Genomic DNA, 26793 nt, shown 5'->3' on the forward strand with positions numbered 1-26793 from the left:
GACAGGGTAATCAAGGGAGCCAAAACGAAAAGACCTTGAAAGGGATGGCCCTTAGTGCGAATAGCGTTCTCGATTGCCCTGTAAGCGATTGGGGTCAGCTCGTCACTGATCAAGCAGGGTAGGGATGTTATGGGCTCCAAAAACAGCACGTACTGGTCCAGTGCCTCAATACGTTCGTTAGGATCGACCTGTCTTTCCACAACCTGACAATAAAGGTCCCACGGCCAATCCGTCGGAGGTTCGGCAACATGCGACCAAGCCTCTTGTTCGGTGGAGCGCATCCAATCAGCTAAGGCGCTCAGGGCTTTTACTGCGCATGCCATGACGTAGGCTGCATATGCCTCGCGTTCCGATGCTGAATGACACTTGCTGTATTGGCGAACCCAATGAGCGAGACGGTTTTTTTTGTCGGTTGAGGCGTACTGAAAAATAGCCTCCTCATGCATCGTTGTCTGGATGCACATGCTGCTCATGTCGCTGCTAATGTCGCCGGTCTGGATGCGAATGCAGCACTGATTGATCAGCTCGCACACGTCAGTGATCTGTTCATTGCAGAACTCGTAGAGTGGCTGCTCTGAGAGATATTGGATCAGGCAAGCGGTTAGCGCCGAGTGCAAGATCGGGTGGGTATCAATCATGCGAATGGCTCTCGGCGTGCAACGCGCTGTCCCGCGCCCTGCGGGTTGGAAGCGTAGCCAGCGAGCTTTGCGCCATGGGCAAGTGTAAGGGAGTGTCGGCCCGCAGCAGGCAAGGGGCCTGATGTAGCGTTACACAATCGGCGTGCGTTACATCGAGTGTACGGAATGGCGTGCTGGAGTGTAACGGGGTTGAAAGCCAATGAATCCGGATGTTTGGCCGGCACTGTTACACGAGTAACACTCGTAACATGGATTTTGGAGGTGGTATGGATAGGTGCATTCATACCGCTTTTCCAAATTGCCCCTTGATCACCTTTGCGCACGCCAACGCGTCAAGGTGATCTGCATACCACTGCATCATCTTCACCCTGTGCTCTAGGTATTGAGCCTTGTTATATACCCCGGATATTCCCTCTTCTTTGTGAGCAAGTTGCGCTTCAACATGCTCTTTTGGCCAGCCGTGTTCCCTGAGCAACGTGCTGGCTGTGTGACGAGTCCCATGACCAACCAAGCGGCCTTTGTAACCAACTGTCGCGAAGACTTTATTGATCGTGTTTTCACTAATCGTCGGATTCTTCGCGCCCACTCCGGGGAAGAGCCAGCGACTGCGACCTGTAAGGCAGTGAAGTTCTTTGAGAGCTGAAAGCGCTTGCTTAGGGAGTGGGCACACAAAGTCCCTGCGCATCTTCATCTTGGCGGCAGGTGTCGTCCATAGCGCTTTATCAAGGTCGAACTCTTTCCATTCAGCTAACCGAACCATGCCCGGTCTAGATGCGGTCCAGATACAGAGCCATGCTGCAGTCCGGGCCGTCAGCCTGCTGGGAGTGTTTTTGAGTGCTTGAAGGAATTCTGCCAACTCAGGCTCAAGCAAATGAGGATGCTGCTGAGTCTTCGGGGCTTGGGCTGCAATATCTCGTAGGCGACTTCCCGGATCGTTTTCCGTGAGGCCCAAACCGATGGCTCGCCCGAATATCTGATTGATCCAAGTGCGACACTTTTCCGCCACGTTGTGTGCGTCCCGGGCTTCGATGGATGCTTGGAGTTCCGCGCAGTCGGTACGGGTGATTTCGTCTAGAGGCTTATCTCCCAGTGCCGGGAGTATGTCTTTGTCGAGGTAGGTGCGGATCTTGTTGAGAGTGGAAGGTGCGAGACCCTTTTCCTCTTTTGCCTTCAGCCAGGCATCAGCGGCAGCTCGAAAGGTTCGGGTCTTGGCCGCATCGATAGCAGCTTTCGCGGATCGCTTCTGTTCAAGGGGATCGGCACCGCTACTCACTACTTTGCGTAGATCGGCAGCTTTGTCCCTGGCCAACGCGCCACTTACTTCCGGGTAACCCCCGAGCCCCATCCAAGCCCAATTGCCCGCCGGACGTTTGTAGCGGAGCTGCCAGGATTTACCACCATCAGGTTTAACCCTGAAATAGAGGCCGTTTCCGTCCAGCTCCCGGTATTCCTTTGATTCCGGCTCCAATCCCGCAAGTGTCGTGTCAGCGAGAGGGCGGCGCTTGATGTCTGCGCGCTTCATCCTTGTATCCCAAAGTTCGGTATTTTTCTCAGGATACAAGCAGGGATACAACGGATAAGGGGAGACAGGGGTAGACAGACAGACACAAAAAAACCGGCCAAGTGGCCGGTTTCTCTGGGTCTGAAAGTCTGGTAGAGACTTTCAGATACTGCTATATGGTGCCCCGAGGGAGACTCGAACTCCCACTCCTTTCGAAAACGGATTTTGAATCCGCCGCGTCTACCAATTCCGCCATCAGGGCTCAATGGCGGCGAAGTATAGAGAGGTGACTACCGTTGGTCAATCACGTTTCATGGTCAATTTTCGATATTTCCGCTAGACTTTCCGGCCCTGCTAGACGAACCCCATCATGCGCGTTGCTGACTTTACCTTCGAGCTTCCTGATTCGCTGATCGCCCGCCACCCTTTGGCCGAGCGTCGCGGTAGTCGCCTGCTGACCCTTGATGGGCCGAGCGGCGCCCTTGCACACCGTCAATTCACTGATTTGCTTGAGCATTTGCGCCCGGGCGATTTGATGGTGTTCAACAATACCCGGGTGATTCCGGCGCGGCTGTTCGGGCAGAAAGCCTCGGGCGGCAAGCTGGAAATCCTCATCGAACGGGTGCTCGATACGCACCGCGTGCTGGCCCATGTGCGCTCCAGCAAGTCGCCGAAGCCGGGTTCGAAGATCCTGATCGACGGCGGTGGTGAAGCCGAGATGCTCGCACGTCACGATGCGCTGTTCGAGTTGGGCTTCGATCAAGAAGTGTTGCCGCTGCTCGATCGCGTCGGGCACATGCCGTTGCCTCCTTATATAGATCGCCCGGATGAAGGTTCGGATCGCGAGCGCTATCAGACCGTTTACGCCGAGCGCTTGGGCGCGGTGGCTGCGCCGACGGCGGGGCTGCATTTCGATCAGCCGCTGATGGAAGCGATTGCCGCCAAGGGCATCGAGACCGCGTTCGTGACCCTGCACGTCGGTGCCGGCACGTTCCAGCCGGTGCGTGTCGATAAGATCGAAGACCACCACATGCACAGCGAGTGGCTGGAAGTTGGCCAGGACGTGGTCGACGCCGTTGCCGCTTGCCGTGAGCGTGGCGGGCGGGGGATTGCCGTGGGCACCACCAGCGTGCGTTCGCTGGAAAGTGCCGCGCGCGATGGCGTGCTCAAGCCGTTCAGTGGCGACACCGATATCTTTATCTACCCGGGCCGGCCGTTCCATGTGGTCGATGCCTTGGTCACCAACTTCCATTTGCCCGAATCCACGCTGTTGATGCTGGTTTCGGCGTTCGCCGGTTATCCCGAAACCATGGCCGCCTATAAAGCCGCCGTCGACAACGGATACCGCTTTTTCAGCTACGGTGATGCGATGTTCATCACCCGTAATCCCGCCCCGACTGCCCCTGAACACACAGGCCCAGAGGAAACAGAATGAGTCGCGAATGTCGCATGTCCTTTGAACTGCTTGCCACCGATGGCAAGGCCCGTCGTGGTCGTCTGACCTTCCCGCGAGGCACCGTCGAGACCCCGGCTTTCATGCCGGTGGGCACCTACGGCACGGTCAAGGGCATGTTGCCGCGTGACATCGTTGCCACTGGCGCAGAAATCATTCTGGGCAACACCTTCCACCTGTGGCTGCGCCCGGGCACCGAGGTGATCAAGGCGCACGGCGACCTGCACGATTTCATGCAGTGGAAAGGCCCGATCCTCACCGACTCCGGCGGCTTCCAGGTGTTCAGCCTGGGCGCGATGCGCAAGATCAAGGAAGAGGGCGTGACTTTCGCCTCTCCGGTCGACGGCTCGAAAGTGTTCATGGGCCCGGAAGAGTCGATGCAGGTGCAGCGCGATCTCGGCTCGGACATCGTGATGATCTTCGACGAATGCACGCCGTACCCGGCCGACGAAGACGTCGCCCGCGTATCCATGGAGCTGTCGCTGCGCTGGGCCCAGCGTTCGAAAAATGCCCACGGTGACAACACCGCGGCGCTGTTCGGCATCGTTCAGGGCGGCATGCATCAGGATCTGCGCATGCGCTCGCTCGAAGGCCTCGACAAGATCGGCTTCGACGGTCTGGCCATTGGCGGTCTGTCGGTGGGCGAACCCAAGCACGAGATGATCAAGGTGCTGGATTATCTGCCGGGCATGATGCCAGCTGACAAACCTCGTTACCTTATGGGCGTTGGCAAACCGGAAGATCTGGTTGAGGGTGTGCGCCGCGGTGTGGACATGTTCGATTGCGTGATGCCAACCCGTAATGCCCGCAATGGGCATCTGTTCATTGATACAGGCGTGCTGAAGATCCGTAACGCGTTCCATCGCCATGATGACTCGCCGCTGGATCCGACCTGCGATTGCTATACCTGCCAGAACTTCTCCCGCGCTTATCTGCATCACCTGGACAAGTGCGGCGAAATGCTGGGAAGCATGCTCAATACCATCCACAACTTGCGCCATTATCAGGTGCTGATGGCTGGTTTGCGCGAGGCTATTCAACAGGGTACATTGGCCGCCTTTGTCGATGCCTTCTACGCCAAACGCGGGCTCCCCGTTCCGCCTTTGGACTGAGTTTTCTGACCCCAAGATTCAACATTTGCAACTGGAGTGCTAAATGAGCTTTTTTATCTCTAACGCCATGGCTGACGCAGCTGCACCGGCTGCTGCAGGCCCAATGGGCGGCGGCTTCGAGTGGATTTTCCTGGTCGGCTTCCTGGTCATCTTCTACCTGATGATCTGGCGTCCACAGGCCAAGCGCGCCAAAGAGCAGAAGAACCTGCTGAGCAGCCTTGCCAAGGGCGACGAAGTGGTCACCACCGGCGGCATCGCCGGCAAGATCACCAAAGTGGCCGATGACTTCGTGGTTCTGGAAGTTTCCGACACCGTGGAAATGAAGTTCCAGAAGGGCGCCATCGCCGCCACGCTGCCAAAAGGCACGCTGAAAGCGATCTAAGGGCAACAACTTCTACTCAATCGACGGGGCGCGCAAGGCGCCCCGCGTCATAACGGGCGGCGTGATGCTGAACAAATATCCTCTGTGGAAATACATTCTGATCCTGGCGGTGCTGGCGATCGGTCTGATTTATTCCGCTCCGAATCTATACCCCGATGACCCGGCCATTCAGATCAGCGGCGCCAGCACGGCTCTGCAGGTCAATCAGGCTGATCTGGATCGCGTCAGCACGGCGCTGCGTGAGTCCGGAATCAACGTCAAGGCTTCGAGCCTGGCGGCCAACGGCAAGGGCGGCCTGATCCGTCTGACCAAGGCTGAAGACCAGCTGCCGGCCAAAGACGTTGTGCGCAAGGCATTGGGTGATGACTACGTTGTCGCGCTGAACCTGGCGCAGACCACCCCGCAATGGCTGCGCAATCTGGGCGCGCACCCGATGAAGCTGGGTCTGGACTTGTCCGGTGGTGTGCACTTCCTGCTCGAAGTGGACATGGACAAAGCCCTCGATGCACGCCTGAAAGTCTACGAAGGCGACGTCAAGAGCCTGCTGCGTAAAGAAAAACTGCGTTATCGCAGCCTGCCGCAACTGGGCGGTGCCATTCAGCTGGGCTTCAGCGATGAAGACTCCCGCGAACAGGCCCGTGCACTGATCCGCAAGAACTTCAACGATTTCGACATTGTTCCGGCCGACCTCAACGGTCTACCGGTGCTGCGTCTGGCGATGACCCCGGCCAAGCTGGCGGAAATCCGTGAATACTCCATCAAGCAGAACTTGACCACGGTACGTAACCGCGTCAACGAGCTGGGTGTTGCCGAACCGATCGTTCAGCGTCAAGGCGCCAACCGCATCGTGGTTGAGCTGCCGGGCGTGCAGGACACTGCCGAAGCCAAGCGTATTCTCGGCAAGACGGCCAACCTTGAGTTCCGTCTGGCTGCAGAGCCGGGTGCTTCGAAAGCCACTTCCGAAACTTTCGAGTTCCGTGAAGGCAAGCGTCCACCGGCGCAGATCGAGCGTGGCTTGATTATCACCGGTGACCAGGTGACTGATGCCAAGGCCGGTTTCGGCGAGCACGGCACTCCTGAAGTGAACATCCGTCTGGATGGTCACGGTGGCGAGCTGATGAGCCGTGCGACCCGTTCCAATGTTGGTCGCAGCATGGCGGTGATCTTCATTGAACAGCGTCCGGTGACCACCTACGTCAAGCAGATGGTTGACGGCGTCGAGAAAGACGTCGCGGTACAGACGTTCAAGGAAGAGAAGAAGATCATCAGCCTGGCGACCATTCAGTCGCCGCTGGGTGCGCAATTCCGTATCACCGGCCTGAACGGCCAGGGCGAATCGTCCGAGCTGGCGCTGCTGTTGCGTGCCGGTGGTCTGGCCGCTCCGATGTACTTCGCTGAAGAGCGCACAATCGGTCCAAGCCTGGGTGCTGACAACATCACCAAGGGTATCGATGCATCGCTGTGGGGGATGTTGTTCGTCTCGCTGTTCATCATCGCCATCTACCGTTTCTTCGGTGTGATCGCCACGGTCGCACTGGCGGTGAACATGGTGCTGCTGCTGGCGCTGATGTCGCTGCTGGGTGCAACGCTGACCCTGCCAGGTATCGCCGGTATCGTGTTGACCATGGGTATGGCGGTCGACGCCAACGTGCTGATCTTCTCGCGGATTCGTGAAGAGATCGCTGCCGGCATGACCGTGCAGCGTGCAATCAACGAAGGCTTCGGCCGGGCATTCACCGCGATTCTCGACGCCAACCTGACTACTCTGCTGGTCGGCGGCATCCTCTTCGCCATGGGCACCGGCCCGGTGAAGGGGTTCGCAGTGACCATGTCCCTCGGGATCTTTACCTCGATGTTCACGGCCATCATGGTGACCCGCGCAATGGTCAACCTGATCTTTGGCGGACGTGACTTCAAGAAGTTGTGGATTTAAGGGGCTGCCATGTTACGTACAATCAACTTCATGGGCGTTCGCAACTTCGCGTTCGGCGTCACAGTGTTTCTCACGTTGCTGGCTATTTTCAGCGTCGTCCACAAGGGCATGAACTGGGGTCTGGACTTCACCGGCGGTACGCTCATCGAGCTGACCTACGAGCGTCCGGCCGATGTCACCAAGGTGCGTGAAGAGCTGGTGACTTCGGGTTACCACGAAGCCATCGTGCAGAGCTTCGGTGCAACCACCGACCTGCTGGTGCGCATGCCGGGCGAAGATCCGCAGTTGGGTCATCAGGTAGCCGAGGCTTTGCAGAAAGTCGGCGGCGACAACCCGGCGACGGTCAAGCGCGTCGAGTTCGTTGGCCCGCAGGTCGGTGAAGAGCTGCGCGACCAGGGCGGCCTCGGCATGCTCCTGGCGCTCGGCGGCATCCTGATCTACCTGGCGTTCCGCTTTCAGTGGAAATTCGCGGTCGGTGCCATCGTTTCGCTGATTCACGACGTGATCGTGACCGTTGGTATCCTGTCGTTCTTCCAGATCACCTTCGACCTGACGGTGCTGGCGGCAGTACTGGCGATCATCGGTTACTCGCTGAACGACACCATCGTCGTGTTCGACCGGGTTCGTGAGAACTTCCGTGTGCTGCGCAAGGCTTCGCTGATCGAGAACATCAACATCTCGACCACCCAGACCCTGCTGCGCACCATGGCGACGTCGATCTCCACCTTGCTGGCGATCGCAGCGCTGCTGTTCTTCGGTGGCGACAACCTGTTCGGCTTCTCGATCGCCCTGTTTATCGGTGTTCTGGCGGGTACCTACTCGTCGATCTACATTGCGAACGTGGTGTTGATCTGGCTGAACCTGAGCACTGAGGATCTGATTCCTCCGGCCAACACCGAGAAGGAAATCGACGACCGTCCATAACGGTCATCGTTTCTCCGGTTGTCAGCCCGAAAAAGGCGCGAGTTGAACTCGCGCCTTTTTTTGTGCTCCAAGGCTGGGAGAAGCGCGGGCGCGTCCCGCATGTGATGGTCAGGAGGTTCATGTGAACAAGTCGTTGCTGGTTGGTGCGGTATTGGGTGCTGTCGGTGTGACTGCCGGGGGTGCTGTTGCCACCTACAGCCTGGTTAAAAGCGGCCCTGAGTATGCGCAAGTGTTGGCCGTTGAACCGGTTAAAACACAGATCAAGACTCCACGTGAAGTGTGCAAGGATGTTGCTGTAACCCGTCAGGCGCCAGTCAAGGATCAGCACCAGATCATGGGTACGGTGCTCGGTGCGGTCGGTGGTGGCCTGCTGGGTAATATGGTCGGCGGCGGTAACGGCAAGAAGATTGCTACCGTTGCTGGTGCGGTCGGTGGCGGTTATGCCGGTAACAAGGTGCAGGAAGGCATGCAGAACCGCGACACCTACACTACCACTCAGACTCGCTGTAACACCGTGAATGACATCAGTGACAAGGTTGTTGGTTACGACGTGCGTTACTCGCTCGATGGCAAGGAAGGCAAAGTGCGGATGGATCGTGATCCGGGCAACCAGATTCCGGTCGACAAGGAAGGCAAGTTGATTCTGTCGCAGAATCAGCCGGGTCAGTAAAGACCGACTGTTTTAAACGAAGCACCCTGCGGGGTGCTTTTTTGTGCCCGCCATTTAAGCAGCACAGCAAATCCCTTGTAGGAGTGAGCCTGCTCGCGATAGCGATTTATCATTCTAAATAGATGGTGGCTGATACACCGCGATCGCGAGCAGGCTCACTCCTGCATTGGTCCCGTGGTGTGGCAGGGGACGAATTTCAGGCATAAAAAAAGCACCCCGAAGGGTGCTTTTTTTGTTTCGCGGGAAGCTTAGCGCTTCAGCGAAGCCGGCAGGTGCGGCTGGATGGCCGTCAGTACTGCCTTGAAGCATTTGGTGTTGCCGGCAACGATGTGGCCTTTTTCAAGGAAGTCGTGACCGCCGGTGAAGTCGCTCACCAGCCCGCCGGCTTCTTGAATCAGCAGGGCGCCAGCAGCCATGTCCCACTCGGACAGGCCCGATTCCCAGAATGCGTCGAAACGACCGGCAGCCACGTAGGCCAGATCCAGGCTGGCGGAACCGGCGCGGCGGATGCCGGCAGTCTGGCCAACCAGGGCGCGGAACATGCCCAGGTAATTGTCGAGGTTGTCCATCTGGTCGTCACGGAACGGGAAGCCAGTGCCGAGCAGGGCGCCGTCGAGGCTGGTGCGACCGCTGACGCGCAGACGGCGACCGTTCAGTTGAGCGCCGCGACCACGGCTGGCAGTGAATTCTTCTTGGCGAACCGGATCCAGAACCACTGCGTGTTCCAGGCGACCACGGTATTTGCAGGCAATGCTGACAGCAAAGTGAGGGATGCCGCGCAGGAAGTTGGTGGTGCCGTCCAGCGGATCGATGATCCACAGGTACTCTTCGCCTTCGATGCCGTTACCGACGTGCATGCCGGTCTCTTCACCCTGGATCGAGTGATTCGGGTAAGCCTTGCGCAGAGCATCGATGATTTTCTGTTCGGCGGCGCGATCCACCTCGGATACATAATCCTTGGCGTCTTTTTCGTCGACCTTGATGGTATCCAGGCGCTCGATGGAGCGGAAGATCAGTTCACTGGCGCTGCGGGCGGCGCGCAGCGCGATATTCAGCATGGGCTGCATGGATGTGTCACCTAAGGTTGTTAAAGAAAGCCGCGCATTCTATCAGAACTTTTCTTCAGGTGAAGGTTGCTGTTCGCTTTCATAGCTTAACGGTAGGCTGTTCTGTAAGATTTGCACCCCTTTCCTGTGTCCGAGAGCGCCTCCCTTGCTGCAGAACATTCGTGTCGTCCTGGTCAATACCAGCCACCCCGGCAACATCGGCGGGGCCGCGCGCGCCATGAAAAACATGGGTCTGTCGCGGCTGGTGCTGGTCGAGCCGCGGCTGTTTCCGCATCACGAAGCCGATGCGCGTGCTTCCGGTGCCGGGGATATCCTTGAAAGCGCGCAGGTCGTCGCCACCCTGGAGGACGCTCTGGTTGGCTGCAATCTGGTGCTTGGCACCAGCGCCCGTGACCGTCGCATTCCCTGGCCTCTGCTCGATCCCCGTGAGTGCGGGAGCAAAGTGGTCGAGGAAGCGGGGCAGGGTGCGGAAATCGCTTTGGTGTTCGGTCGTGAAGACTCCGGCCTGACCAATGACGAGCTGCAGCGATGTCACTTTCACGTGCATATCCCCTCTGACCCTGAGTTCAGCTCGCTGAACCTCGGGGCGGCGGTGCAAGTGTTGAGCTATGAAGTGCGCATGGCCTGGCTGGCCGCTCAGGGGCAGCCGACCAAGATCGAGAAAGAAGAAGTGGCCTCGGTGAAAAGTGCCGAGCTGGCGACCATGGATGAGCTGGAGCGCTTCTATGAGCATCTGGAGCAGACGCTGGTCGCCATCGAGTTTCTCGATCCGGAAAAACCACGGCACCTGATGGCGCGCCTGCGCAGGTTGTATGGACGCAGCTCGGTCAGCCGGGCGGAAATGAATATTTTGCGTGGCATCCTCACGGAAACCCAGAAAGCGGCCCGTGGTGAGCTTCTTAAGCGGAAGGACTGAATGATGTTTGAGCGTTTGCGTGAAGATATCCAGAGCGTATTCCATCGAGACCCGGCGGCGCGTAACGCTTTTGAAGTTCTGACTTGCTACCCCGGCATGCATGCGATCTGGATTCACCGGCTGGCCGGGATGCTCTGGCGCAACGAGCTGAAATGGCTGGCGCGACTGGTGTCCAACTTCGGTCGCTGGTTGACCGGTATCGAGATTCACCCGGGCGCCAAGGTCGGCCGACGCTTCTTCATCGATCACGGCATGGGCATCGTCATTGGTGAAACCGCCGAAATTGGCGATGACGTGACCATCTATCAGGGCGTGACCCTTGGTGGCACCAGTTGGAACAAAGGCAAGCGTCACCCGACGTTGGGTGATGGTGTTGTGGTCGGTGCTGGCGCCAAGGTGCTGGGGCCGTTCACGGTAGGGGCTGGCGCCAAAGTCGGCTCCAACGCTGTGGTAACCAAGGAAGTACCGCCGGGCGCCACTGTGGTGGGGATTCCGGGGCGCATCATCGTCAAGTCCGATGAAGAGCAGGACGCCAAGCGCAAGGCAATGGCCGAGAAGATCGGTTTCGATGCCTATGGCGTCAGCGAAGACATGCCTGACCCGGTGGCGCGCGCCATTGGTCAGTTGCTCGATCACCTGCAAGCGGTGGACGGGCGGCTGGAGGGGATGTGCGGCGCACTGAAGGATCTGGGCAGTAATTATTGTGCGAAAGATCTGCCTGAGCTGCGTGAAGAAGACTTTGCCTGCGTCAAAGGCAAAGATCAGAGTCAGGCCAGCTGAACCGCAGCGCGGCCTTCGCGAGCGAGCTCGCTCCTACATTGGAATATATTGCCCTTGTGGGAGCGAGCTTGCTCGCGAAGAACGATAACGCGGTACCGCTGGCTGCATGCCGCCAGCCTTTGCTATGATGCGCGCGCTCTTTTGCGGGTAAACCCGACTAAAGCACTAGGTCTTATAGTTGACTTAAATGCTCGGGAATTGCATACTCCCGCCCATTCCGAACTCCGTGGTAATTGTCCATGCGACTGACTACAAAAGGCCGATACGCCGTGACCGCCATGCTTGACCTGGCGTTGCACGCGCAGCACGGGCCGGTGTCCCTGGCCGATATCTCCGAGCGCCAAGGCATCTCCCTGTCCTATCTCGAACAGCTTTTCGCCAAGCTGCGCCGCAGTAATCTGGTTTCCAGTGTTCGCGGTCCAGGTGGTGGATACCAGCTGTCGCGCGACATGCAGGGCATCCAGGTGGCTCAGGTGATCGATGCGGTCAACGAATCGGTCGATGCGACCAAATGCCAGGGCCAGGGCGATTGCCATTCCGGTGATACCTGCCTGACTCACCACTTGTGGTGCGACCTGAGCCTGCAGATTCACGAATTTCTAAGTGGTATCAGCTTGGCTGACCTTGTGACTCGCCGTGAGGTGCAAGAAGTAGCCCAGCGTCAGGACCAGCGCCGTTGCAACAGCAAGGCGCCACGCCTGGACAAGATTGAAGCGTCCGCCGTCGAATGACAGCCGAAGAGCTAGCGGAACGCCAGCCCTGATTTAGGAGATAGTCCATGAAATTGCCGATTTACCTTGATTACTCTGCGACCACCCCGGTCGATCCGCGCGTTGCGCAAAAGATGAGTGAATGCCTGCTGGTTGACGGAAACTTCGGTAACCCGGCGTCCCGTTCCCACGTGTTCGGCTGGAAAGCTGAAGAGTCCGTTGAAAACGCCCGTCGTCAGGTGGCCGACCTGGTCAACGCCGATCCGCGTGAAATCGTCTGGACCTCCGGTGCCACCGAATCCGACAACCTGGCTATCAAGGGTGCGGCACATTTCTACGGCTCCAAGGGCAAGCACCTGATCACCTCCAAGATTGAGCACAAGGCTGTCCTCGACACCATGCGCCAACTGGAGCGTGAAGGTTTCGAGGTCACTTACCTCGAGCCGACCGAAGACGGTCTGATCACCCCGGCCATGATTGAAGCTGCATTGCGCGAAGACACCATCCTCGTCTCCGTGATGCATGTGAACAACGAAATCGGCACCGTCAACGACATCGCAGCGATCGGTGAACTGCTCCGCTCCAAGGGCGTTCTGTTCCACGTCGACGCCGCTCAGTCCACTGGTAAGGTCGAGATCGACCTGCAGAAGCTGAAAGTCGACATGATGTCGTTCTCCGCCCACAAGACTTATGGCCCTAAAGGCATCGGCGCGCTGTACGTCAGCCGTAAGCCGCGTGTGCGCATCGAAGCGACCATGCACGGCGGTGGTCACGAGCGTGGCATGCGTTCCGGCACCCTGGCGACCCACCAGATCGTCGGCATGGGCGAAGCTTTCCGTGTAGCCAAGGAAGACATGGCTGCCGAAAACGTGCGCATCAAGGCCCTGAGCGACCGTTTCTTCAAGCAGGTCGAGCACCTCGAAGAGCTGTATGTTAACGGCAGCCTGACCGCCCGCGTTCCGCACAACCTGAACCTGAGCTTCAACTACGTTGAAGGTGAGTCGCTGATCATGGCACTCAAGGATCTGGCGGTATCGTCCGGTTCGGCGTGCACCTCGGCATCCCTGGAGCCTTCGTACGTACTGCGCGCCCTGGGCCGCAACGACGAACTGGCACACAGCTCGATTCGTTTCACCTTCGGCCGTTTCACTACCGAAGAAGAAATCGACTACGCCGCGCAGAAAGTCTGCGAGGCCGTTACCAAGCTGCGCGCTCTGTCGCCGCTGTGGGACATGTACAAAGACGGTGTCGACATTTCGAAAATCGAGTGGGCGGCACACTGATTTCAAGTCGCCGCGAACCAGCCCTGCGAACCTCCGGTTCCGGGGCTTAAAGAGCGACTCTCTGATGAGTGAGGATTAAGCACCATGGCTTACAGCGAAAAGGTCATCGACCACTACGAAAACCCGCGTAACGTCGGCAAGATGGACGCGGAAGATCCGGATGTCGGCACCGGCATGGTCGGCGCTCCGGCGTGCGGCGACGTGATGCGTCTGCAGATCAAGGTCAACGATCAGGGTGTTATCGAAGACGCCAAGTTCAAGACCTACGGCTGCGGTTCGGCAATCGCTTCCAGCTCCCTGGCCACCGAGTGGATGAAGGGCAAGACTCTGGACGAAGCAGAGACCATCAAGAACACTCAGCTGGCCGAAGAACTGGCCCTGCCGCCAGTGAAAATTCACTGCTCGGTACTCGCTGAAGACGCCATCAAGGCGGCCGTTCGCGACTACAAGCAGAAGAAAGGCTTGATCTAAGCATTGCGCGACGAGTAAGGAGTCAACGATGGCTATCAGCATGACAGAAGCGGCTGCTCGGCACGTGCGACGCTCCCTCGACGGGCGCGGCAAAGGTGAAGGGATTCGTCTGGGTGTTCGCACCACGGGCTGTTCCGGCCTTGCCTACGTGCTGGAGTTTGTCGACGAGGTGGTTGCAGAGGATCAGGTGTTCGAAAGTCACGGCGAGAAAGTGATCATCGACCCGAAAAGCCTGGCCTACCTGGACGGCACCGAGCTCGATTTCGTCAAGGAAGGGTTGAACGAAGGCTTCAAGTTCAACAACCCCAACGTACGCGGTGAATGTGGCTGCGGCGAAAGCTTCAACATCTGAGGCTTGTCGTGGGTATTCCTTGTCATTTCGCTTTATTCGAGCTGCAACCGAGCTTCCGTCTGGATCTCGAGCAGTTGGCCACGCGCTACCGTGAGTTGGCGCGCGGTGTTCATCCTGACCGCTTTGCCGACGCTTCCGAGCGTGAGCAACGGGCGGCACTCGAGCAGTCTGCACGGCTCAACGATGCCTACCAGACGCTCAAGAGTCCGGCCCAGCGTGCACGCTACCTGCTGACCATCAGCGGGCATGAAGTGCCGATGGAAGTCACGGTCCATGACCCCGAGTTTCTTCTGCAGCAGATGCAATGGCGCGAAGAACTCGAAGACCTCCAGGACAGCGCCGATCTCGACGGTGTCGCGGTGTTCAAGCGTCGCTTGAAAGTCGCTCAGGAACAATTGAACGAAAGCTTCGCAGCCTGTTGGGATGATGCGGCGCAACGCGAACAGGCTGAACGCCTGATGCGGCGCATGCAGTTCCTCGACAAGCTCACCTACGAAGTGCGCCAGTTAGAAGAGCGCCTCGACGATTAACCCAGTGCCGCTCCGGTCGCACGCCTGATATACAGATAAGTCCTGATCACGATGGCCCTACTGCAGATCGCCGAACCCGGCCAAAGTCCTCAACCGCACCAGCGTCGTCTGGCTGTGGGGATCGACTTGGGCACTACCAATTCGCTGGTCGCTGCGTTGCGCAGTGGTCTTTCCGAGCCGCTGGCCGACGCTGACGGGCAGGTCATCCTGCCGTCCGCCGTGCGTTATCACGCCGATCGCGTCGAGGTTGGCGAGTCGGCCAAACTGGCCGCATCTTCCGATCCCTTGAACACTGTGCTGTCGGTCAAGCGCCTGATGGGGCGTGGTCTGTCCGACGTCAAGCAATTGGGCGAGCAACTGCCGTACCGCTTTGTCGGCGGCGAATCGCACATGCCGTTCATCGACACCGTGCAAGGCCCGAAAAGCCCGGTCGAAGTCTCCGCCGATATCCTCAAGGTGTTGCGTCAGCGTGCTGAAGCGACGTTGGGCGGCGAGTTGGTCGGCGCGGTGATCACCGTTCCGGCGTATTTCGACGATGCTCAGCGCCAAGCCACCAAAGACGCGGCCAAGCTCGCCGGTCTGAACGTGCTGCGTCTGCTCAACGAGCCGACCGCAGCCGCCGTGGCGTATGGTCTGGATCAGCATGCCGAGGGTCTGGTCGCGATTTATGACCTGGGCGGCGGTACTTTCGATATTTCGATTCTGCGTCTGACCGGCGGTGTTTTCGAAGTGCTGGCAACTGGCGGCGACAGCGCGCTGGGCGGCGACGACTTTGATCACGTGATTGCTGGCTGGATCATCGAGAGCGCGGGCCTGTCTGCCGATCTCGACCCGGGCGCACAACGCAATCTGCTGCAAACCGCTTGCGCAGCCAAAGAAGCCCTGACCGATGCGGCCAGCGTCGAAGTCGCCTACGGTGACTGGAAAGCGCCGCTGACTCGCGAAGCCTTCGATGCGCTGATCGAGCCGATGGTTGCGCGCAGCCTGAAAGCCTGTCGCCGTGCGGTACGTGATTCCGGTATCGAACTGGAGGACGTGCACGCTGTGGTCATGGTGGGTGGTTCGACCCGCGTTCCACGTGTTCGCGAAGCCGTTGCCGAAGCCTTCGGTCGTCAGCCGTTGACTGAAATCGACCCGGATCAAGTGGTGGCCATCGGGGCCGCGATCCAGGCTGATACGCTGGCTGGCAACAAGCGCGATGGCGGCGAACTGCTGCTGCTCGACGTGATTCCGCTGTCCCTGGGGCTGGAAACCATGGGCGGCCTGATGGAGAAGGTGATTCCGCGCAACACCACTATCCCCGTCGCTCGCGCACAAGATTTCACTACGTATAAAGACGGCCAGTCGGCCATGGCGATCCACGTGCTGCAGGGCGAGCGCGAGCTGATCAGCGACTGCCGCTCTCTGGCGCGTTTCGAGCTGCGCGGCATTCCGGCGATGGTGGCTGGCGCTGCGAAGATTCGCGTGACCTTCCAGGTCGATGCCGACGGTCTGCTCAGCGTATCTGCCCGTGAACTGGGTTCGGGCGTTGAGGCGAGCATTCAGGTCAAGCCGTCCTACGGTCTGACCGACGGCGAAATCGCCAAGATGCTCAAGGATTCGTTCCAGCACGCCAATGACGACAAGGTCGCTCGGGTTCTGCGTGAACAGCAAGTCGATGCCCAGCGCCTGATCGAAGCGGTACAGGGCGCTCTGGAGGCGGATGGCGAGCGTTTGCTCGACGCCGAAGAGCGCATGGTCATCGACTTGCAGCTGCAGGAACTGGCCGAACTGATGAAAGGCACCGATGGTTATGCCATCGAGCAGCAGACCAAGCGTCTGTCGCAAGTGACCGACGCTTTTGCTGCCCGCCGCATGGATCTGACGGTGAAAGCCGCTCTGTCGGGGCGCAATCTGAATGAAATCGAGGATATTTGATGCCGCAGGTTATTTTTCTGCCTCACGAGAAGTTCTGCCCTGAAGGCATGGTGGTCGAGGCTGCACCCGGCACCTCGATTCTCGATCTGGCTCACGAACACCACATCGAGATGGAAAGTGCCTGTGGCGGCGTTTGCGCCTGCACCACTTGCCACTGCATCATTCGCGAGGGTTTCGACTCGCTGGAAGAGGCTGACGAGCTGGAAGAAGACTTCCTCGATCGTGCCTGGGGCCTGGAAGCGCAATCGCGTCTGGCCTGTCAGGCTATCGTTGGTGAAGAAGACATCACCGTCGAAATTCCGAAATATTCGCTTAACCATGCGGCAGAAGCGCCGCACTGACTGGTAAGACTGTCATGAGCTACGGTTGGAATGATGTTCAACGTATTGCAGAAGAATTGGCCGAGGCCAAGCCGGGTGTAGATCCGTATTCTGTCAATTTCGTCGAGTTGCAGCAGTGGATCAAAGAGCTGCCTGACTTCGACGCTAACTCTGGCCGGGTCGGCGAGAAGGTGTTGGAAGCGGTTCAGCAGCTCTGGAATGATGAATTGGACTGATCGTCCTCGCAGGTTAGGCAATACCCAAGAACCCGCGTATAATTCGCGGGTTTAATTTTTCGCAAATTACCGTTTCTGGAGTTACACCATGGCTGTTCAACGTACTTTCTCCATCATCAAGCCTGACGCAGTTGCAAAAAACGTCATCGGCGAGATCACCACTCGTTTCGAAAAAGCCGGCCTGCGCGTTGTAGCTTCGAAACTGAAGCAACTGTCCAAAGCCGAAGCTGAAGGCTTCTACGCTGAGCACAGCGCTCGTGGTTTCTTCGGCGACCTGGTTGCTTTCATGATCTCCGGTCCTGTTGTTGTTCAGGTTCTGGAAGGCGAAAACGCTATCGCTCTGAACCGTGAGCTGATGGGCGCTACCAACCCTAAAGAAGCTGCTGCCGGCACCATCCGCGCTGACTTCGCTGATTCCATCGACGCCAACGCTGTTCACGGTTCGGACTCCGAAGCCGCAGCTGCTCGTGAAATCTCGTACTTCTTCGCAGCTACTGAAGTAACCACTCGCTAAGCATTGGCTTAAGAGTGAAGGTGAATCCATGACTACATCGACTGTAAAAACCAACCTGCTGGGTCTGACTCAACAGGAAATGGAAAAATTCTTCGACTCAATCGGGGAGAAGCGTTTCCGTGCCGGTCAGGTAATGAAATGGATTCACCACTTTGGTGTCGATGATTTCGACGCCATGACGAACGTCAGCAAGGCCTTGCGCGACAAGCTCAAGGTTATTGCTGAGGTCCGTGGTCCGGAAGTGGTCAGCGAGGACATCTCCACCGACGGCACCCGTAAGTGGGTGGTGCGTGTGGCGTCCGGCAGCTGCGTCGAGACCGTGTACATTCCCCAGGGCAAACGCGGCACTCTGTGCGTTTCGTCCCAGGCAGGCTGTGCCCTGGATTGCAGTTTCTGCTCCACCGGCAAGCAAGGCTTCAATAGCAACCTCACCGCCGCCGAAGTCATCGGTCAGGTGTGGATTGCCAACAAATCTTTCGGCAGCGTCCCGGCAACCGTCGACCGTGCCATCACCAACGTGGTGATGATGGGCATGGGTGAGCCGCTGCTGAACTTCGACAACGTCGTCGCCGCCATGCACCTGATGATGGATGACCTCGGCTACGGGATCTCCAAGCGCCGCGTGACCCTGTCCACCTCGGGCGTGGTGCCGATGATCGATGAGCTGGCCAAGCACATCGACGTGTCCCTGGCGTTGTCCCTGCACGCACCGAATGACGCATTGCGTAACCAATTGGTGCCGATCAACAAGAAATATCCGCTTAAGATGCTGCTCGAGTCGTGCCAGCGCTACATGTCCGCTCTTGGCGAGAAACGTGTGCTGACCATCGAGTACACCTTGCTCAAGGACATCAACGACAAGGTTGAACACGCCGTTGAGATGATCGAGCTGCTGAAGAACATTCCGTGCAAGATCAACCTGATTCCGTTCAACCCGTTCCCGCATTCCGGGTACGAGCGGCCGAGCAACAACGCCATTCGTCGGTTCCAGGATCAGTTGCATCAGGCCGGTTTCAACGTCACTGTCCGCACCACCCGTGGTGAAGACATCGACGCTGCATGCGGTCAATTGGTAGGGCAGGTGCTGGATCGCACCCGTCGCAGCGAACGTTACATCGCCGTGCGCGAGTTGAGCGCCGACAGCGATCTGGCACAGAACGCCGCGAACACTAACTAAGAGAGGATCTCTATGTCCCTGCGCTTTGCGCTGCTGTTGCTGATGGCCAGCCTGTGTGCTGGTTGTGTCCTGTCGGGTGACTACAACCCGATGAAGACCAGCAAGGGCCGCGATGAAGCGCGGGCTGCCTACGTGCAGTTGGGGCTGGGATACTTGCAGCAGGGGATGACCGAGCGGGCCAAGGTGCCATTGAAGAAGGCGCTGGAGCTGGACGGTTCCGATCCTGATGCCAACGCCGCCCTCGGATTGGTGTTCCAGGCCGAAATGGAACCCAAACTGGCCGACGAACACTTTCGCAAAGCCTTGTCCTCCCGTCCCGCCGATGCGCGCATCCTCAACAATTACGGCAGTTTTCTCTACGAAGAACAGCGTTACAAGGAAGCCTACGAGCGTTTTGAACAGGCTGCCGCCGATACGCTGTATCCTGAACGTTCGCGGGTGTTCGAGAACCTCGGCATGACCGCGGCGAAGCTCGGACAGCGAGACCTGGCGCAGCAGCAACTGGAAAAAGCCCTGCGACTGAATCGTCAACAACCGCGTGCTTTGCTGGAAATGGCTGAGTTGTCCTTCGAAGACAGGCATTATGTGCCCGCGCGTGACTATTACGACCGTTTCAGCCTGCTAACCGAGCAAAATGCACGTAGTCTATTGCTCGGCGTTCGGCTGGCAAAAGTGTTTGAAGATCGCGACAAGGCCGCCAGTTACGGCCTGCAATTAAAACGACTCTATCCCGGTACGCCGGAATATCAGCAATACCTGTCGGAGCAATGATGAAAGCGGCGCATCCCGAAGTTGTAGCAGCGACTCGCGTTAATCCCGGTGAGACTTTGCGCCAGGCCCGCGAAAGCAATGGCTGGTCGCTGGCCGAAGTGGCCCTCAAGCTCAACCTCACCGTGACTTCCCTGAGCAATCTTGAAGCTGGCGCTTTCGACAAGCTGCCGGGGCATACTTTTGCTCGCGGTTACATTCGCGCTTATGCCAAATTGCTCGGCATGGACCAGAGCGTTCTGGTTCAGCAATTCGACCAGTCCACCGGCACCGATTCGCACGGCAGCAATGTGCACGCTCTGGGCCGTATCGAAGAGCCTGTTCGGGTTTCTCACACCATTTTGCGCATTGTCAGTCTGTTGCTGCTGATTGCGGTCATCGGCGGCGGTTTTGTCTGGTGGCAGGATCAGACTTCGCTGCGCACCAAGGAAGTGACCAGCCTGGCCCCGGAGCACGTTGAAGTCGAAGGCGCCGATGGCACCACGCAGATTCACCCGATCGACGAGCCGGAAGACCAGGCCGTTGCCGAAGGCCAAGCCGAGGGCGCGACTGCACTGGCGCTGCCACAGGCGGAAACCACCGCTGAATCGACTGGCGCCGAGCCTGCCGCTCCGGCCACTGCTCCAGCCACACCCGCGGTGACGCCAGCCGCACCGGCTCACACCCCGGCCCCGGTTGTCGCCACGCCGGCGACCCCTGCACCGAACGTTCCGGCCACTCCGGCGCCGACCGTTACCGCACCAGTCGTCCCGGCCACCCCTGCGCCAACCGCAGAAGCAGCTGCTCCAGCTGCCGGCGATGGTCAGGTGCAACTGCAGTTCACCGCCGATTGCTGGGCCCAAGTCACCGACGGTCGCGGCAAGGTGCTGTTCAGCGGTCTGAAACATAAAGGCGACAGCGTTTCGGTGTCCGGCAAGCCGCCACTTGCGGTACGCCTGGGTGTCGCCCGCGCCGCACAGGTCAGCTATAACGGCCAGCCGGTCGATATCGCTCCGTTCACCAGTGGCGAGACTGCTCGCCTGAAGTTGGGTCAATAAGTCATGCACGGCGAATCTCCAATCAAACGTCGCGTTTCGCGCAAGATCTGGGTCGGTAACGTGCCTGTTGGCGGCGATGCGCCTATCGCTGTGCAGAGCATGACCAACAGCGACACCAATGATGTGGCTGCCACCGTTGCCCAGATCAATCGTCTGGAAGCTGCCGGCGTCGACATCGTCCGCGTTTCGGTACCGGACATGGACGCCGCCGAGGCGTTCGGCAAGATCAAGCAACTGGTCAAGGTGCCGCTGGTTGCCGACATCCATTTCGACTACAAGATCGCTTTGCGCGTCGCCGAACTGGGGGTGGACTGCCTGCGCATCAACCCGGGCAACATCGGTCGTGAAGACCGTGTGCGCGCCGTGGTCGACGCTGCCCGTGATCGCGGGATCCCGATCCGCATCGGCGTCAACGCCGGCTCCCTGGAAAAGGATCTGCAGAAGAAGTACGGCGAGCCGACGCCGGCCGCGCTGGTCGAATCCGCGCTGCGTCACGTCGAACACCTCGAACGCCTGAATTTCCAGGACTTCAAGGTCAGCGTGAAAGCCTCCGACGTGTTCATGGCCGTCGAAGCCTACCGCTTGCTGGCCAAGGAAATCGTCCAGCCGCTGCACCTGGGCATCACCGAAGCCGGTGGATTGCGTTCGGGCACAGTGAAATCCGCCGTGGGCCTAGGTATGCTGCTCGCCGAAGGGATTGGCGATACTATCCGCATCTCGCTGGCGGCCGACCCGGTCGAGGAAGTGAAGGTCGGTTACGACATTCTCAAGTCTTTGCATCTGCGTTCCCGTGGCATCAACTTCATCGCCTGCCCGAGCTGCTCGCGGCAGAACTTCGATGTGGTCAAGACCATGAACGAGCTGGAAGGGCGCCTTGAAGACCTGCTGGTGCCGCTGGATGTCGCGGTGATCGGTTGTGTGGTCAACGGCCCCGGCGAAGCCAAGGAAGCCCATATCGGCTTGACCGGCGGCACGCCAAACCTGATTTACATCGACGGCAAGCCGTCGCAGAAACTGACGAATGACAATCTGGTGGATGAGCTGGAAAAGCTGATCCGCCAGAAAGCGGCCGAGAAGGTCGAAGCTGACGCAGCGGTTATCGCACGCGGCTGACCTGACTGAAGCGCCGAACGAATTTAAGGATTTAAAGTGAGCAAGTCTCTGCAAGCCATTCGTGGCATGAACGACATCCTGCCCGAACAGACCCCGCTGTGGCGTTATTTCGAGGGCACTGTCGCGCGTCTGCTGGATAACTACGGTTATAAGCAGATCCGTATGCCGATCGTCGAATTCACCGAGCTGTTCAAACGTTCGATCGGTGAAGTGACCGACATCGTCGAAAAAGAGATGTACACCTTCGAAGACCGCAACGGCGACTCCCTGACCCTGCGTCCGGAAGGCACCGCGGCGTGCGTGCGTGCTGTGCTCGAGCATGGCATCACCGGCGGTGGCCAGGTGCAGAAACTCTGGTACATCGGCCCGATGTTCCGTCACGAGCGTCCGCAGAAAGGCCGTTATCGCCAGTTCCACCAGATCGGTCTGGAAGTGTTCAACCTCGACGGTCCGGACATCGACGCCGAGCTGATCATCATGACCTGGCGCCTGTGGGGCGAACTGGGCATCCGTGATGCGGTCAAGCTCGAACTCAACAGCCTGGGCACCAGCGAGTCCCGTGGTCGCTATCGTGAAGCGTTGGTCGAGTACCTCTCGGCGCACCATGACAAGCTCGACGAAGACAGCCAGCGTCGCCTGAAAACCAACCCGCTGCGCGTGCTCGACACCAAAAATGCCGACACTCAGGCGGTATTGGTCGATGCGCCGAAGATGGCCGACTATCTCGACGACGAGTCGCGAGCACACTTCGAAGGCTTGAAATCGCGTCTGGATGCCGTTGGCATTCCTTACGTGCTCAACCCGAAGTTGGTTCGCGGCCTCGATTACTACAGCAAAACCGTTTTCGAATGGGTCACCGACAAGCTCGGTGCCCAGGGCACTGTCTGCGCCGGCGGCCGTTACGATGGTCTGGTCGAGCAGATGGGCGGCAAGCCAACCACTGGCGTGGGTTTCGCCATGGGCATCGAGCGTCTGGTGTTGATGCTCGAAACCCTGGAGCAGATCCCGGAAGAAATCTCCCGTCAGGTCGATGTCTACCTCTGCGCCTTTGGCGAGCAGGCCGAACTGGCCGGTCTGGCCCTGGCCGAGCGTGTGCGTGACCAGCTTCCAAACCTGCGCCTGCAAGTCAATGCCGGCGCTGGCAGCTTCAAAAGCCAGTTCAAGAAAGCCGACAAGAGCGGTGCACTGTACGCACTGATCCTGGGTGACGACGAAATGGCCCAGCAAGTGGTAGGTTTCAAACCCCTGCGTGGCCAGGGCGAACAACAAAGCATTGCCTGGGATGCGCTTGCCGCTCACCTGGCCACCTGCGTCGTGCAGGGTTGAAGCTGTCTAAACAGCCGATTTAGCGATTAAGGAGTATTGGGGTGTCGAGTACCGAAGACGAACAGTTGGCGGATTTGAAGGACTGGTGGACACGCAACGGCAAACCTCTGGTCACCGGCGGCCTGTTGGCGCTGGTCATCGTGTTCGGCTGGCAGGCTTTTCACAAGTATCAGAGCAACCAGTCGCAAGGCGCCTCGGTGCTCTATCAGCAACTGCTGGAAACCACGCTGACCCCGGACGGCAAGCCTGACGCTGCGCGCGTTGCGGATCTGGCCGGCAAGCTCAACAGCGAATTCGGCGGCACCGCGTACGCACAGTACGGCAGCCTGTTCGTGGCCAAAGTGGCGGTCGACAGCGGCAAGCTGGACGACGCGGCGACCGAACTCAAAGCCATTGTTGCCAAACCGGCCAACCCGGCGCTGGGCGAAATCGCCCGTCAGCGTCTGGCACAGGTGCTGGGTGCGCAGAACAAGGCCGATGAAGCCCTGAAGCTGCTCGACGGCGATGCCGACAAGGCGTTCCTGGCCACTCGTGAAGAGCTCAAGGGCGACCTGCTGGTACAGCTGGGCCGTACTGACGAAGCGAACGCGGCGTATCAAAAAGCCAAGGCGGCACTGTCGGATGAAGCGGCAGTCGGCGGCCTTCAAATCAAGCTCGACGACCTGGCCAAAGGGGATGCGTGACGTGATCCGTTGGAAGCATGCAGCATTGCTGGCTCTGGCCATTCTGGCCGCGGGTTGCAGCAGCAACAGCAAAAAAGAACTGCCACCGGCCGAGCTGACCGACTTCAAAGAAGAAGTGGTTCTGCAGAAGCAGTGGAGCCGTTCGATCGGTGACGGTCAGGGCGAAACCTATAACATGCTGGTGCCGGCGATCGACGGTGACACCATCTACGCGGCCGATGTGACCGGCGTGCTGATGGCCATGGATCGCAGCAATGGCGACGTGAAGTGGAAAAAGGATCTTGACCTGCCTGTCTCCGGCGCCGTTGGCGTGGGTTACGGTCTGGTGACGATCGGTACCCTGAAGGGTGAAATTGTTGCCTTCGACGCCATCAACGGCGAGGAGAAGTGGCGCGCCCGGGTGTCCAGCGAAGTCCTCGCGCCACCGGCCAACAACGGTGACGTGGTGGTGGTGCAGACTCAGGACGATCGTCTGATCGGTCTGGACGCGGCTACCGGCAACCGTCGCTGGACCTACGACAGCACCCCGGCGGTACTGACCTTGCGCGGTACCAGTGCTCCTGTCGTGACCAACCGCCTCGCGGTGGCTGGCCTGTCGACTGGTAAAGTAGTCGCCCTGGATATTTCCAACGGCGTGCCGGTCTGGGAACAGCGGGTCGCGATTCCAACCGGTCGTTCGGAATTGGAGCGCGTGGTCGACATCGACGGCGGTCTGCTGCTGTCCGGCGAAACCTTGTACGTCGCCAGCTATCAGGGCCGCGTCGCGGCACTCGATCTGCAAAGCGGCCGTCAACTCTGGCAGCGCGATGCGTCGAGCTATGCCGGTGTTGCCCAAGGTTTCGGCAACGTCTACGTGAGCCTGTCTTCGGGCACCGTTGAAGGCGTCGACGAGCGTTCCACCACCGCGCTGTGGAGCAACGACTCGCTGGCCCGCCGTCAGCTGTCGGCGCCGGAAGTGTTCTCCAGCTACGTAGCCGTTGGTGACCTGGAAGGTTACCTGCACCTGTTGAGTCAGGTGGACGGTCGTTTCGTGGGTCGTGAGCGTATCGACAGCGATGGCCTGCGTGCCCGTCCGCTGGTGGTGGGCAACACGATCTATGTGTATGGCAACAGCGGCAAACTGGAAGCCCTGACCATCAAGTAACAACTATGCTTGGGGTTAACACCCCCAGGCAGCCTCACTTGTGGGAGCGAGCTTGCTCGCGAAGGGCGTCAACGATGACGCGTACAGGCTGAATAAACGCGGTGCTGCTACGGTTTTTCGCGAGCAAGCCCGCTCCCACAGTGTTGCCCCGAGCACCAGCCGCTGCCTCGCAGCGGCTTTTGTATTTTCTGAAATAACGAAGTGGAGAGCCGAATGGTTCCCGTAATCGCCCTGGTGGGCCGACCGAACGTCGGCAAGTCCACCTTGTTCAACCGCCTGACCAGGACTCGCGACGCCATTGTCGGCGACTTGTCCGGTCTGACCCGTGATCGCCAGTACGGTGAGGCCAAGTGGCAAGGGCGTTCCTACATTCTGGTCGACACCGGCGGTATCTCCGGTGACGAGCATGGTATGGACGAAAAAATGGCCGAGCAGTCGCTGCTGGCCATTGAAGAAGCCGATGTCGTTCTGTTCCTGGTAGATGCCAAGGCCGGTTTTACCGCCGCCGACCAGATGATCGCCGAGCATTTGCGCAAACGTAACAAGCGTTCCTACGTGGTTGCCAACAAGGTCGACAACATCGACCCGGAAATGGCCCGCGCCGAATTCGCTCCGTTGGGTATGGGCCACGCGATTCCTATCGCCGGTGCTCACGGCCGTGGCATCACTCAGATGCTGGAAATCGCTCTGGGCGACTTCCCGAGAGATGAAGAAGAGCCGGAAGACGGCGAAGAAGAGATCGTTGCCGAAGGCGAGGAAGCCAAGCGCATTCCTGGCCCGAGCGAAAAAGACGGGATCAAGATCGCCATCATCGGCCGTCCGAACGTCGGCAAGTCGACCCTGGTCAACCGCATGCTCGGTGAAGACCGGGTTATCGTCTACGACCAGCCCGGCACTACTCGCGACAGTATCTACATCCCGTTCGAGCGTAACGACGAGAAGTACACGCTGATCGACACCGCCGGTGTGCGCAAGCGCGGCAAGATCCACGAAGAAGTCGAAAAATTCTCCGTGGTCAAAACCCTGCAGGCGATCAAAGACGCCAACGTCGTGATCTTCGTGATGGACGCCCGCGAAGGCGTGGTCGATCACGACCTCAACCTGCTGGGCTTCGCCCTAGAAGCGGGTCGTGCGCTGGTGATCGCGATCAACAAGTGGGACGGCATGACCCCGAGCGAGCGCGACTACGTGAAGGTCGAGCTGCAACGTCGTCTGTTCTTCGTCGACTTTGCCGACATCCACTTCATCTCGGCACTGCACGGTACTGGCGTGGGCAACCTCTACGCCTCGGTACAGAACTCGTTCAAGTCCGCGGTCACCCGCTGGCCGACCAGCCGTCTGACCCAGATTCTCGAAGACGCGGTCAGCGAGCACCAGCCGCCGATGGTCAACAGCCGCCGGATCAAGCTGCGTTACGCTCACCTGGGTGGTGCGAACCCGCCGATCATCGTGATTCACGGTAACCAGATCGAGAAAGTGCCGAAGTCGTATGTGCGCTATCTGGAGAACACTTACCGCCGTGTGCTGAAGCTGGTCGGTACGCCGATCCGCATCGAGTTCAAGGGCGGCGAGAACCCGTACGAAGGCAACAAGAACACGCTGACCGACCGCCAGGTCAACAAGAAGCGTCGTTTGATGTCGCACAACAAGAAAGCCAGCAAGAAGCGCCGCGACAAGAAGTAAGGTCGCTGACCGTTGATCGTTCCCATGCTCCGCGTGGGAATGTATCCCGTGACGCTCTGCGTCACAAAAGCGGCGGACGCAGAGCGTCTAAGGCTGCATTCCCACGCAGAGCGTGGGAACGATCAACATGAGAGAAGGGTGCCATCCGGCGCC

The 26793-nt window shown here is 59.0% G+C and carries 28 protein-coding genes and 1 tRNA gene; 25 read left to right on the plus strand and 4 right to left on the minus strand.

The annotated features are described in order from the left end of the window. From PseAD21_RS20030 to PseAD21_RS20040, 3 genes are all read right to left on the minus strand, one after another. The coding region (locus PseAD21_RS20030; RefSeq protein WP_102357309.1) for a hypothetical protein at nucleotides 1-638 on the minus strand (638 nt) is incomplete at its 3' end. Between the two features lie 280 nt (nucleotides 639-918). After that, nucleotides 919-2160 (minus strand): tyrosine-type recombinase/integrase, encoded by a 1242-nt coding sequence (locus PseAD21_RS20035; protein ID WP_102357310.1) that lies wholly within the window; start codon nucleotides 2158-2160, stop codon nucleotides 919-921. Between the two features lie 156 nt (nucleotides 2161-2316). Continuing rightward, a tRNA-Leu gene (locus PseAD21_RS20040) sits at nucleotides 2317-2401 on the minus strand. Between the two features lie 108 nt (nucleotides 2402-2509). Here PseAD21_RS20040 and queA point away from each other — a divergent pair. The 6 genes from queA to PseAD21_RS20070 all read left to right on the plus strand — a co-directional run bounded on the left by queA (nucleotide 2510) and on the right by PseAD21_RS20070 (nucleotide 8613). Continuing rightward, nucleotides 2510-3574 carry a tRNA preQ1(34) S-adenosylmethionine ribosyltransferase-isomerase QueA gene (gene queA / locus PseAD21_RS20045; RefSeq protein ID WP_102357312.1) on the plus strand — a complete coding sequence of 355 codons (1065 nt, stop codon included), beginning with the start codon at nucleotides 2510-2512 and terminating at the stop codon, nucleotides 3572-3574. A 14-nt stretch (nucleotides 3575-3588) separates the two neighbouring features. Continuing rightward, complete coding sequence (tgt, locus tag PseAD21_RS20050) at nucleotides 3589-4704, plus strand: tRNA guanosine(34) transglycosylase Tgt (RefSeq protein WP_178082149.1); 1116 nt, start codon at nucleotides 3589-3591, stop codon at nucleotides 4702-4704. A 43-nt stretch (nucleotides 4705-4747) separates the two neighbouring features. Further along, complete coding sequence (gene yajC, locus PseAD21_RS20055; RefSeq protein WP_003227923.1) at nucleotides 4748-5086, plus strand: preprotein translocase subunit YajC; 339 nt, start codon at nucleotides 4748-4750, stop codon at nucleotides 5084-5086. 64 nt (nucleotides 5087-5150) lie between these two features. Continuing rightward, the gene (secD, locus tag PseAD21_RS20060; RefSeq protein ID WP_102357315.1) at nucleotides 5151-7019 is read left to right on the plus strand and encodes a protein translocase subunit SecD; all 1869 of its coding nucleotides are present in this window, start codon (nucleotides 5151-5153) and stop codon (nucleotides 7017-7019) included. Nucleotides 7020-7028: 9 nt separating this feature from the next. After that, on the plus strand, nucleotides 7029-7943 hold the full coding sequence (secF, locus tag PseAD21_RS20065; protein ID WP_102357316.1) for a protein translocase subunit SecF: 915 nt from the start codon (nucleotides 7029-7031) through the stop codon (nucleotides 7941-7943). Between the two features lie 121 nt (nucleotides 7944-8064). Further along, complete coding sequence (locus tag PseAD21_RS20070) at nucleotides 8065-8613, plus strand: glycine zipper 2TM domain-containing protein (RefSeq protein ID WP_102357318.1); 549 nt, start codon at nucleotides 8065-8067, stop codon at nucleotides 8611-8613. A gap of 248 nt (nucleotides 8614-8861) precedes the next feature. Here PseAD21_RS20070 and suhB read toward each other — a convergent pair whose 3' ends face one another. After that, nucleotides 8862-9680 carry an inositol-phosphate phosphatase gene (gene suhB / locus PseAD21_RS20075; protein ID WP_003227916.1) on the minus strand — a complete coding sequence of 273 codons (819 nt, stop codon included), beginning with the start codon at nucleotides 9678-9680 and terminating at the stop codon, nucleotides 8862-8864. Nucleotides 9681-9825: 145 nt separating this feature from the next. On the opposite strand from suhB, the gene trmJ reads away from it, so the two are divergent. The 19 genes from trmJ to der all read left to right on the plus strand — a co-directional run bounded on the left by trmJ (nucleotide 9826) and on the right by der (nucleotide 26640). Continuing rightward, complete coding sequence (trmJ, locus tag PseAD21_RS20080) at nucleotides 9826-10596, plus strand: tRNA (cytosine(32)/uridine(32)-2'-O)-methyltransferase TrmJ (RefSeq protein WP_102357319.1); 771 nt, start codon at nucleotides 9826-9828, stop codon at nucleotides 10594-10596. Nucleotides 10597-10599: 3 nt separating this feature from the next. Continuing rightward, nucleotides 10600-11376 (plus strand): serine O-acetyltransferase, encoded by a 777-nt coding sequence (cysE, locus tag PseAD21_RS20085; RefSeq protein ID WP_025109222.1) that lies wholly within the window; start codon nucleotides 10600-10602, stop codon nucleotides 11374-11376. Nucleotides 11377-11615: 239 nt separating this feature from the next. After that, a complete protein-coding gene (iscR, locus tag PseAD21_RS20090) occupies nucleotides 11616-12107 on the plus strand; it encodes a Fe-S cluster assembly transcriptional regulator IscR (RefSeq protein WP_003227911.1) in 492 nt (163 codons plus the stop codon). A gap of 47 nt (nucleotides 12108-12154) precedes the next feature. After that, nucleotides 12155-13369, plus strand: a complete 1215-nt coding sequence (locus tag PseAD21_RS20095) for an IscS subfamily cysteine desulfurase (RefSeq protein ID WP_102357321.1) — start codon at nucleotides 12155-12157, stop codon at nucleotides 13367-13369. 84 nt (nucleotides 13370-13453) lie between these two features. Continuing rightward, complete coding sequence (gene iscU, locus PseAD21_RS20100; protein ID WP_064589074.1) at nucleotides 13454-13840, plus strand: Fe-S cluster assembly scaffold IscU; 387 nt, start codon at nucleotides 13454-13456, stop codon at nucleotides 13838-13840. Between the two features lie 28 nt (nucleotides 13841-13868). Beyond that, a complete protein-coding gene (gene iscA / locus PseAD21_RS20105) occupies nucleotides 13869-14192 on the plus strand; it encodes an iron-sulfur cluster assembly protein IscA (RefSeq protein ID WP_003227904.1) in 324 nt (107 codons plus the stop codon). A gap of 8 nt (nucleotides 14193-14200) precedes the next feature. Next, complete coding sequence (gene hscB / locus PseAD21_RS20110) at nucleotides 14201-14722, plus strand: co-chaperone HscB (RefSeq protein WP_102357322.1); 522 nt, start codon at nucleotides 14201-14203, stop codon at nucleotides 14720-14722. A 51-nt stretch (nucleotides 14723-14773) separates the two neighbouring features. Beyond that, nucleotides 14774-16639, plus strand: a complete 1866-nt coding sequence (hscA, locus tag PseAD21_RS20115; protein ID WP_102357324.1) for a Fe-S protein assembly chaperone HscA — start codon at nucleotides 14774-14776, stop codon at nucleotides 16637-16639. Further along, nucleotides 16639-16980: an ISC system 2Fe-2S type ferredoxin gene (gene fdx / locus PseAD21_RS20120; protein ID WP_102357325.1), complete on the plus strand. Its 342-nt coding sequence runs from the start codon at nucleotides 16639-16641 to the stop codon at nucleotides 16978-16980. Before hscA ends, fdx begins: the two co-directional genes overlap by 1 nt. Nucleotides 16981-16994: 14 nt before the next feature. Continuing rightward, nucleotides 16995-17195 (plus strand): Fe-S cluster assembly protein IscX, encoded by a 201-nt coding sequence (gene iscX / locus PseAD21_RS20125; RefSeq protein ID WP_038362961.1) that lies wholly within the window; start codon nucleotides 16995-16997, stop codon nucleotides 17193-17195. An 88-nt stretch (nucleotides 17196-17283) separates the two neighbouring features. Further along, nucleotides 17284-17709 (plus strand): nucleoside-diphosphate kinase, encoded by a 426-nt coding sequence (gene ndk, locus PseAD21_RS20130; protein ID WP_007916882.1) that lies wholly within the window; start codon nucleotides 17284-17286, stop codon nucleotides 17707-17709. Nucleotides 17710-17737: 28 nt separating this feature from the next. Beyond that, nucleotides 17738-18886, plus strand: a complete 1149-nt coding sequence (gene rlmN, locus PseAD21_RS20135; RefSeq protein ID WP_102357327.1) for a 23S rRNA (adenine(2503)-C(2))-methyltransferase RlmN — start codon at nucleotides 17738-17740, stop codon at nucleotides 18884-18886. 12 nt (nucleotides 18887-18898) lie between these two features. Next, nucleotides 18899-19657, plus strand: coding sequence for a type IV pilus biogenesis/stability protein PilW (gene pilW / locus PseAD21_RS20140; RefSeq protein WP_102357328.1), 759 nt, complete (start codon nucleotides 18899-18901; stop codon nucleotides 19655-19657). Then, complete coding sequence (locus PseAD21_RS20145) at nucleotides 19657-20691, plus strand: RodZ family helix-turn-helix domain-containing protein (RefSeq protein WP_102357330.1); 1035 nt, start codon at nucleotides 19657-19659, stop codon at nucleotides 20689-20691. The genes pilW and PseAD21_RS20145 overlap by 1 nt, the downstream gene beginning before the upstream one ends. 3 nt (nucleotides 20692-20694) lie before the next feature. Next, nucleotides 20695-21804: a flavodoxin-dependent (E)-4-hydroxy-3-methylbut-2-enyl-diphosphate synthase gene (gene ispG / locus PseAD21_RS20150; RefSeq protein ID WP_003227888.1), complete on the plus strand. Its 1110-nt coding sequence runs from the start codon at nucleotides 20695-20697 to the stop codon at nucleotides 21802-21804. A 36-nt stretch (nucleotides 21805-21840) separates the two neighbouring features. Continuing rightward, the gene (hisS, locus tag PseAD21_RS20155) at nucleotides 21841-23130 is read left to right on the plus strand and encodes a histidine--tRNA ligase (RefSeq protein WP_102357331.1); all 1290 of its coding nucleotides are present in this window, start codon (nucleotides 21841-21843) and stop codon (nucleotides 23128-23130) included. A 41-nt stretch (nucleotides 23131-23171) separates the two neighbouring features. Continuing rightward, nucleotides 23172-23813 (plus strand): tetratricopeptide repeat protein, encoded by a 642-nt coding sequence (locus PseAD21_RS20160; RefSeq protein ID WP_102357333.1) that lies wholly within the window; start codon nucleotides 23172-23174, stop codon nucleotides 23811-23813. Further along, nucleotides 23806-24957, plus strand: coding sequence for an outer membrane protein assembly factor BamB (gene bamB, locus PseAD21_RS20165; RefSeq protein ID WP_102357334.1), 1152 nt, complete (start codon nucleotides 23806-23808; stop codon nucleotides 24955-24957). Before PseAD21_RS20160 ends, bamB begins: the two co-directional genes overlap by 8 nt. A 213-nt stretch (nucleotides 24958-25170) precedes the next feature. Next, nucleotides 25171-26640 carry a ribosome biogenesis GTPase Der gene (gene der / locus PseAD21_RS20170; protein ID WP_102357336.1) on the plus strand — a complete coding sequence of 490 codons (1470 nt, stop codon included), beginning with the start codon at nucleotides 25171-25173 and terminating at the stop codon, nucleotides 26638-26640. Nucleotides 26641-26793: the final 153 nt, after the last annotated feature.

The organism is Pseudomonas sp. AD21 (assembly GCF_002878485.1).
In the GTDB taxonomy this organism is placed as follows: domain Bacteria; phylum Pseudomonadota; class Gammaproteobacteria; order Pseudomonadales; family Pseudomonadaceae; genus Aquipseudomonas.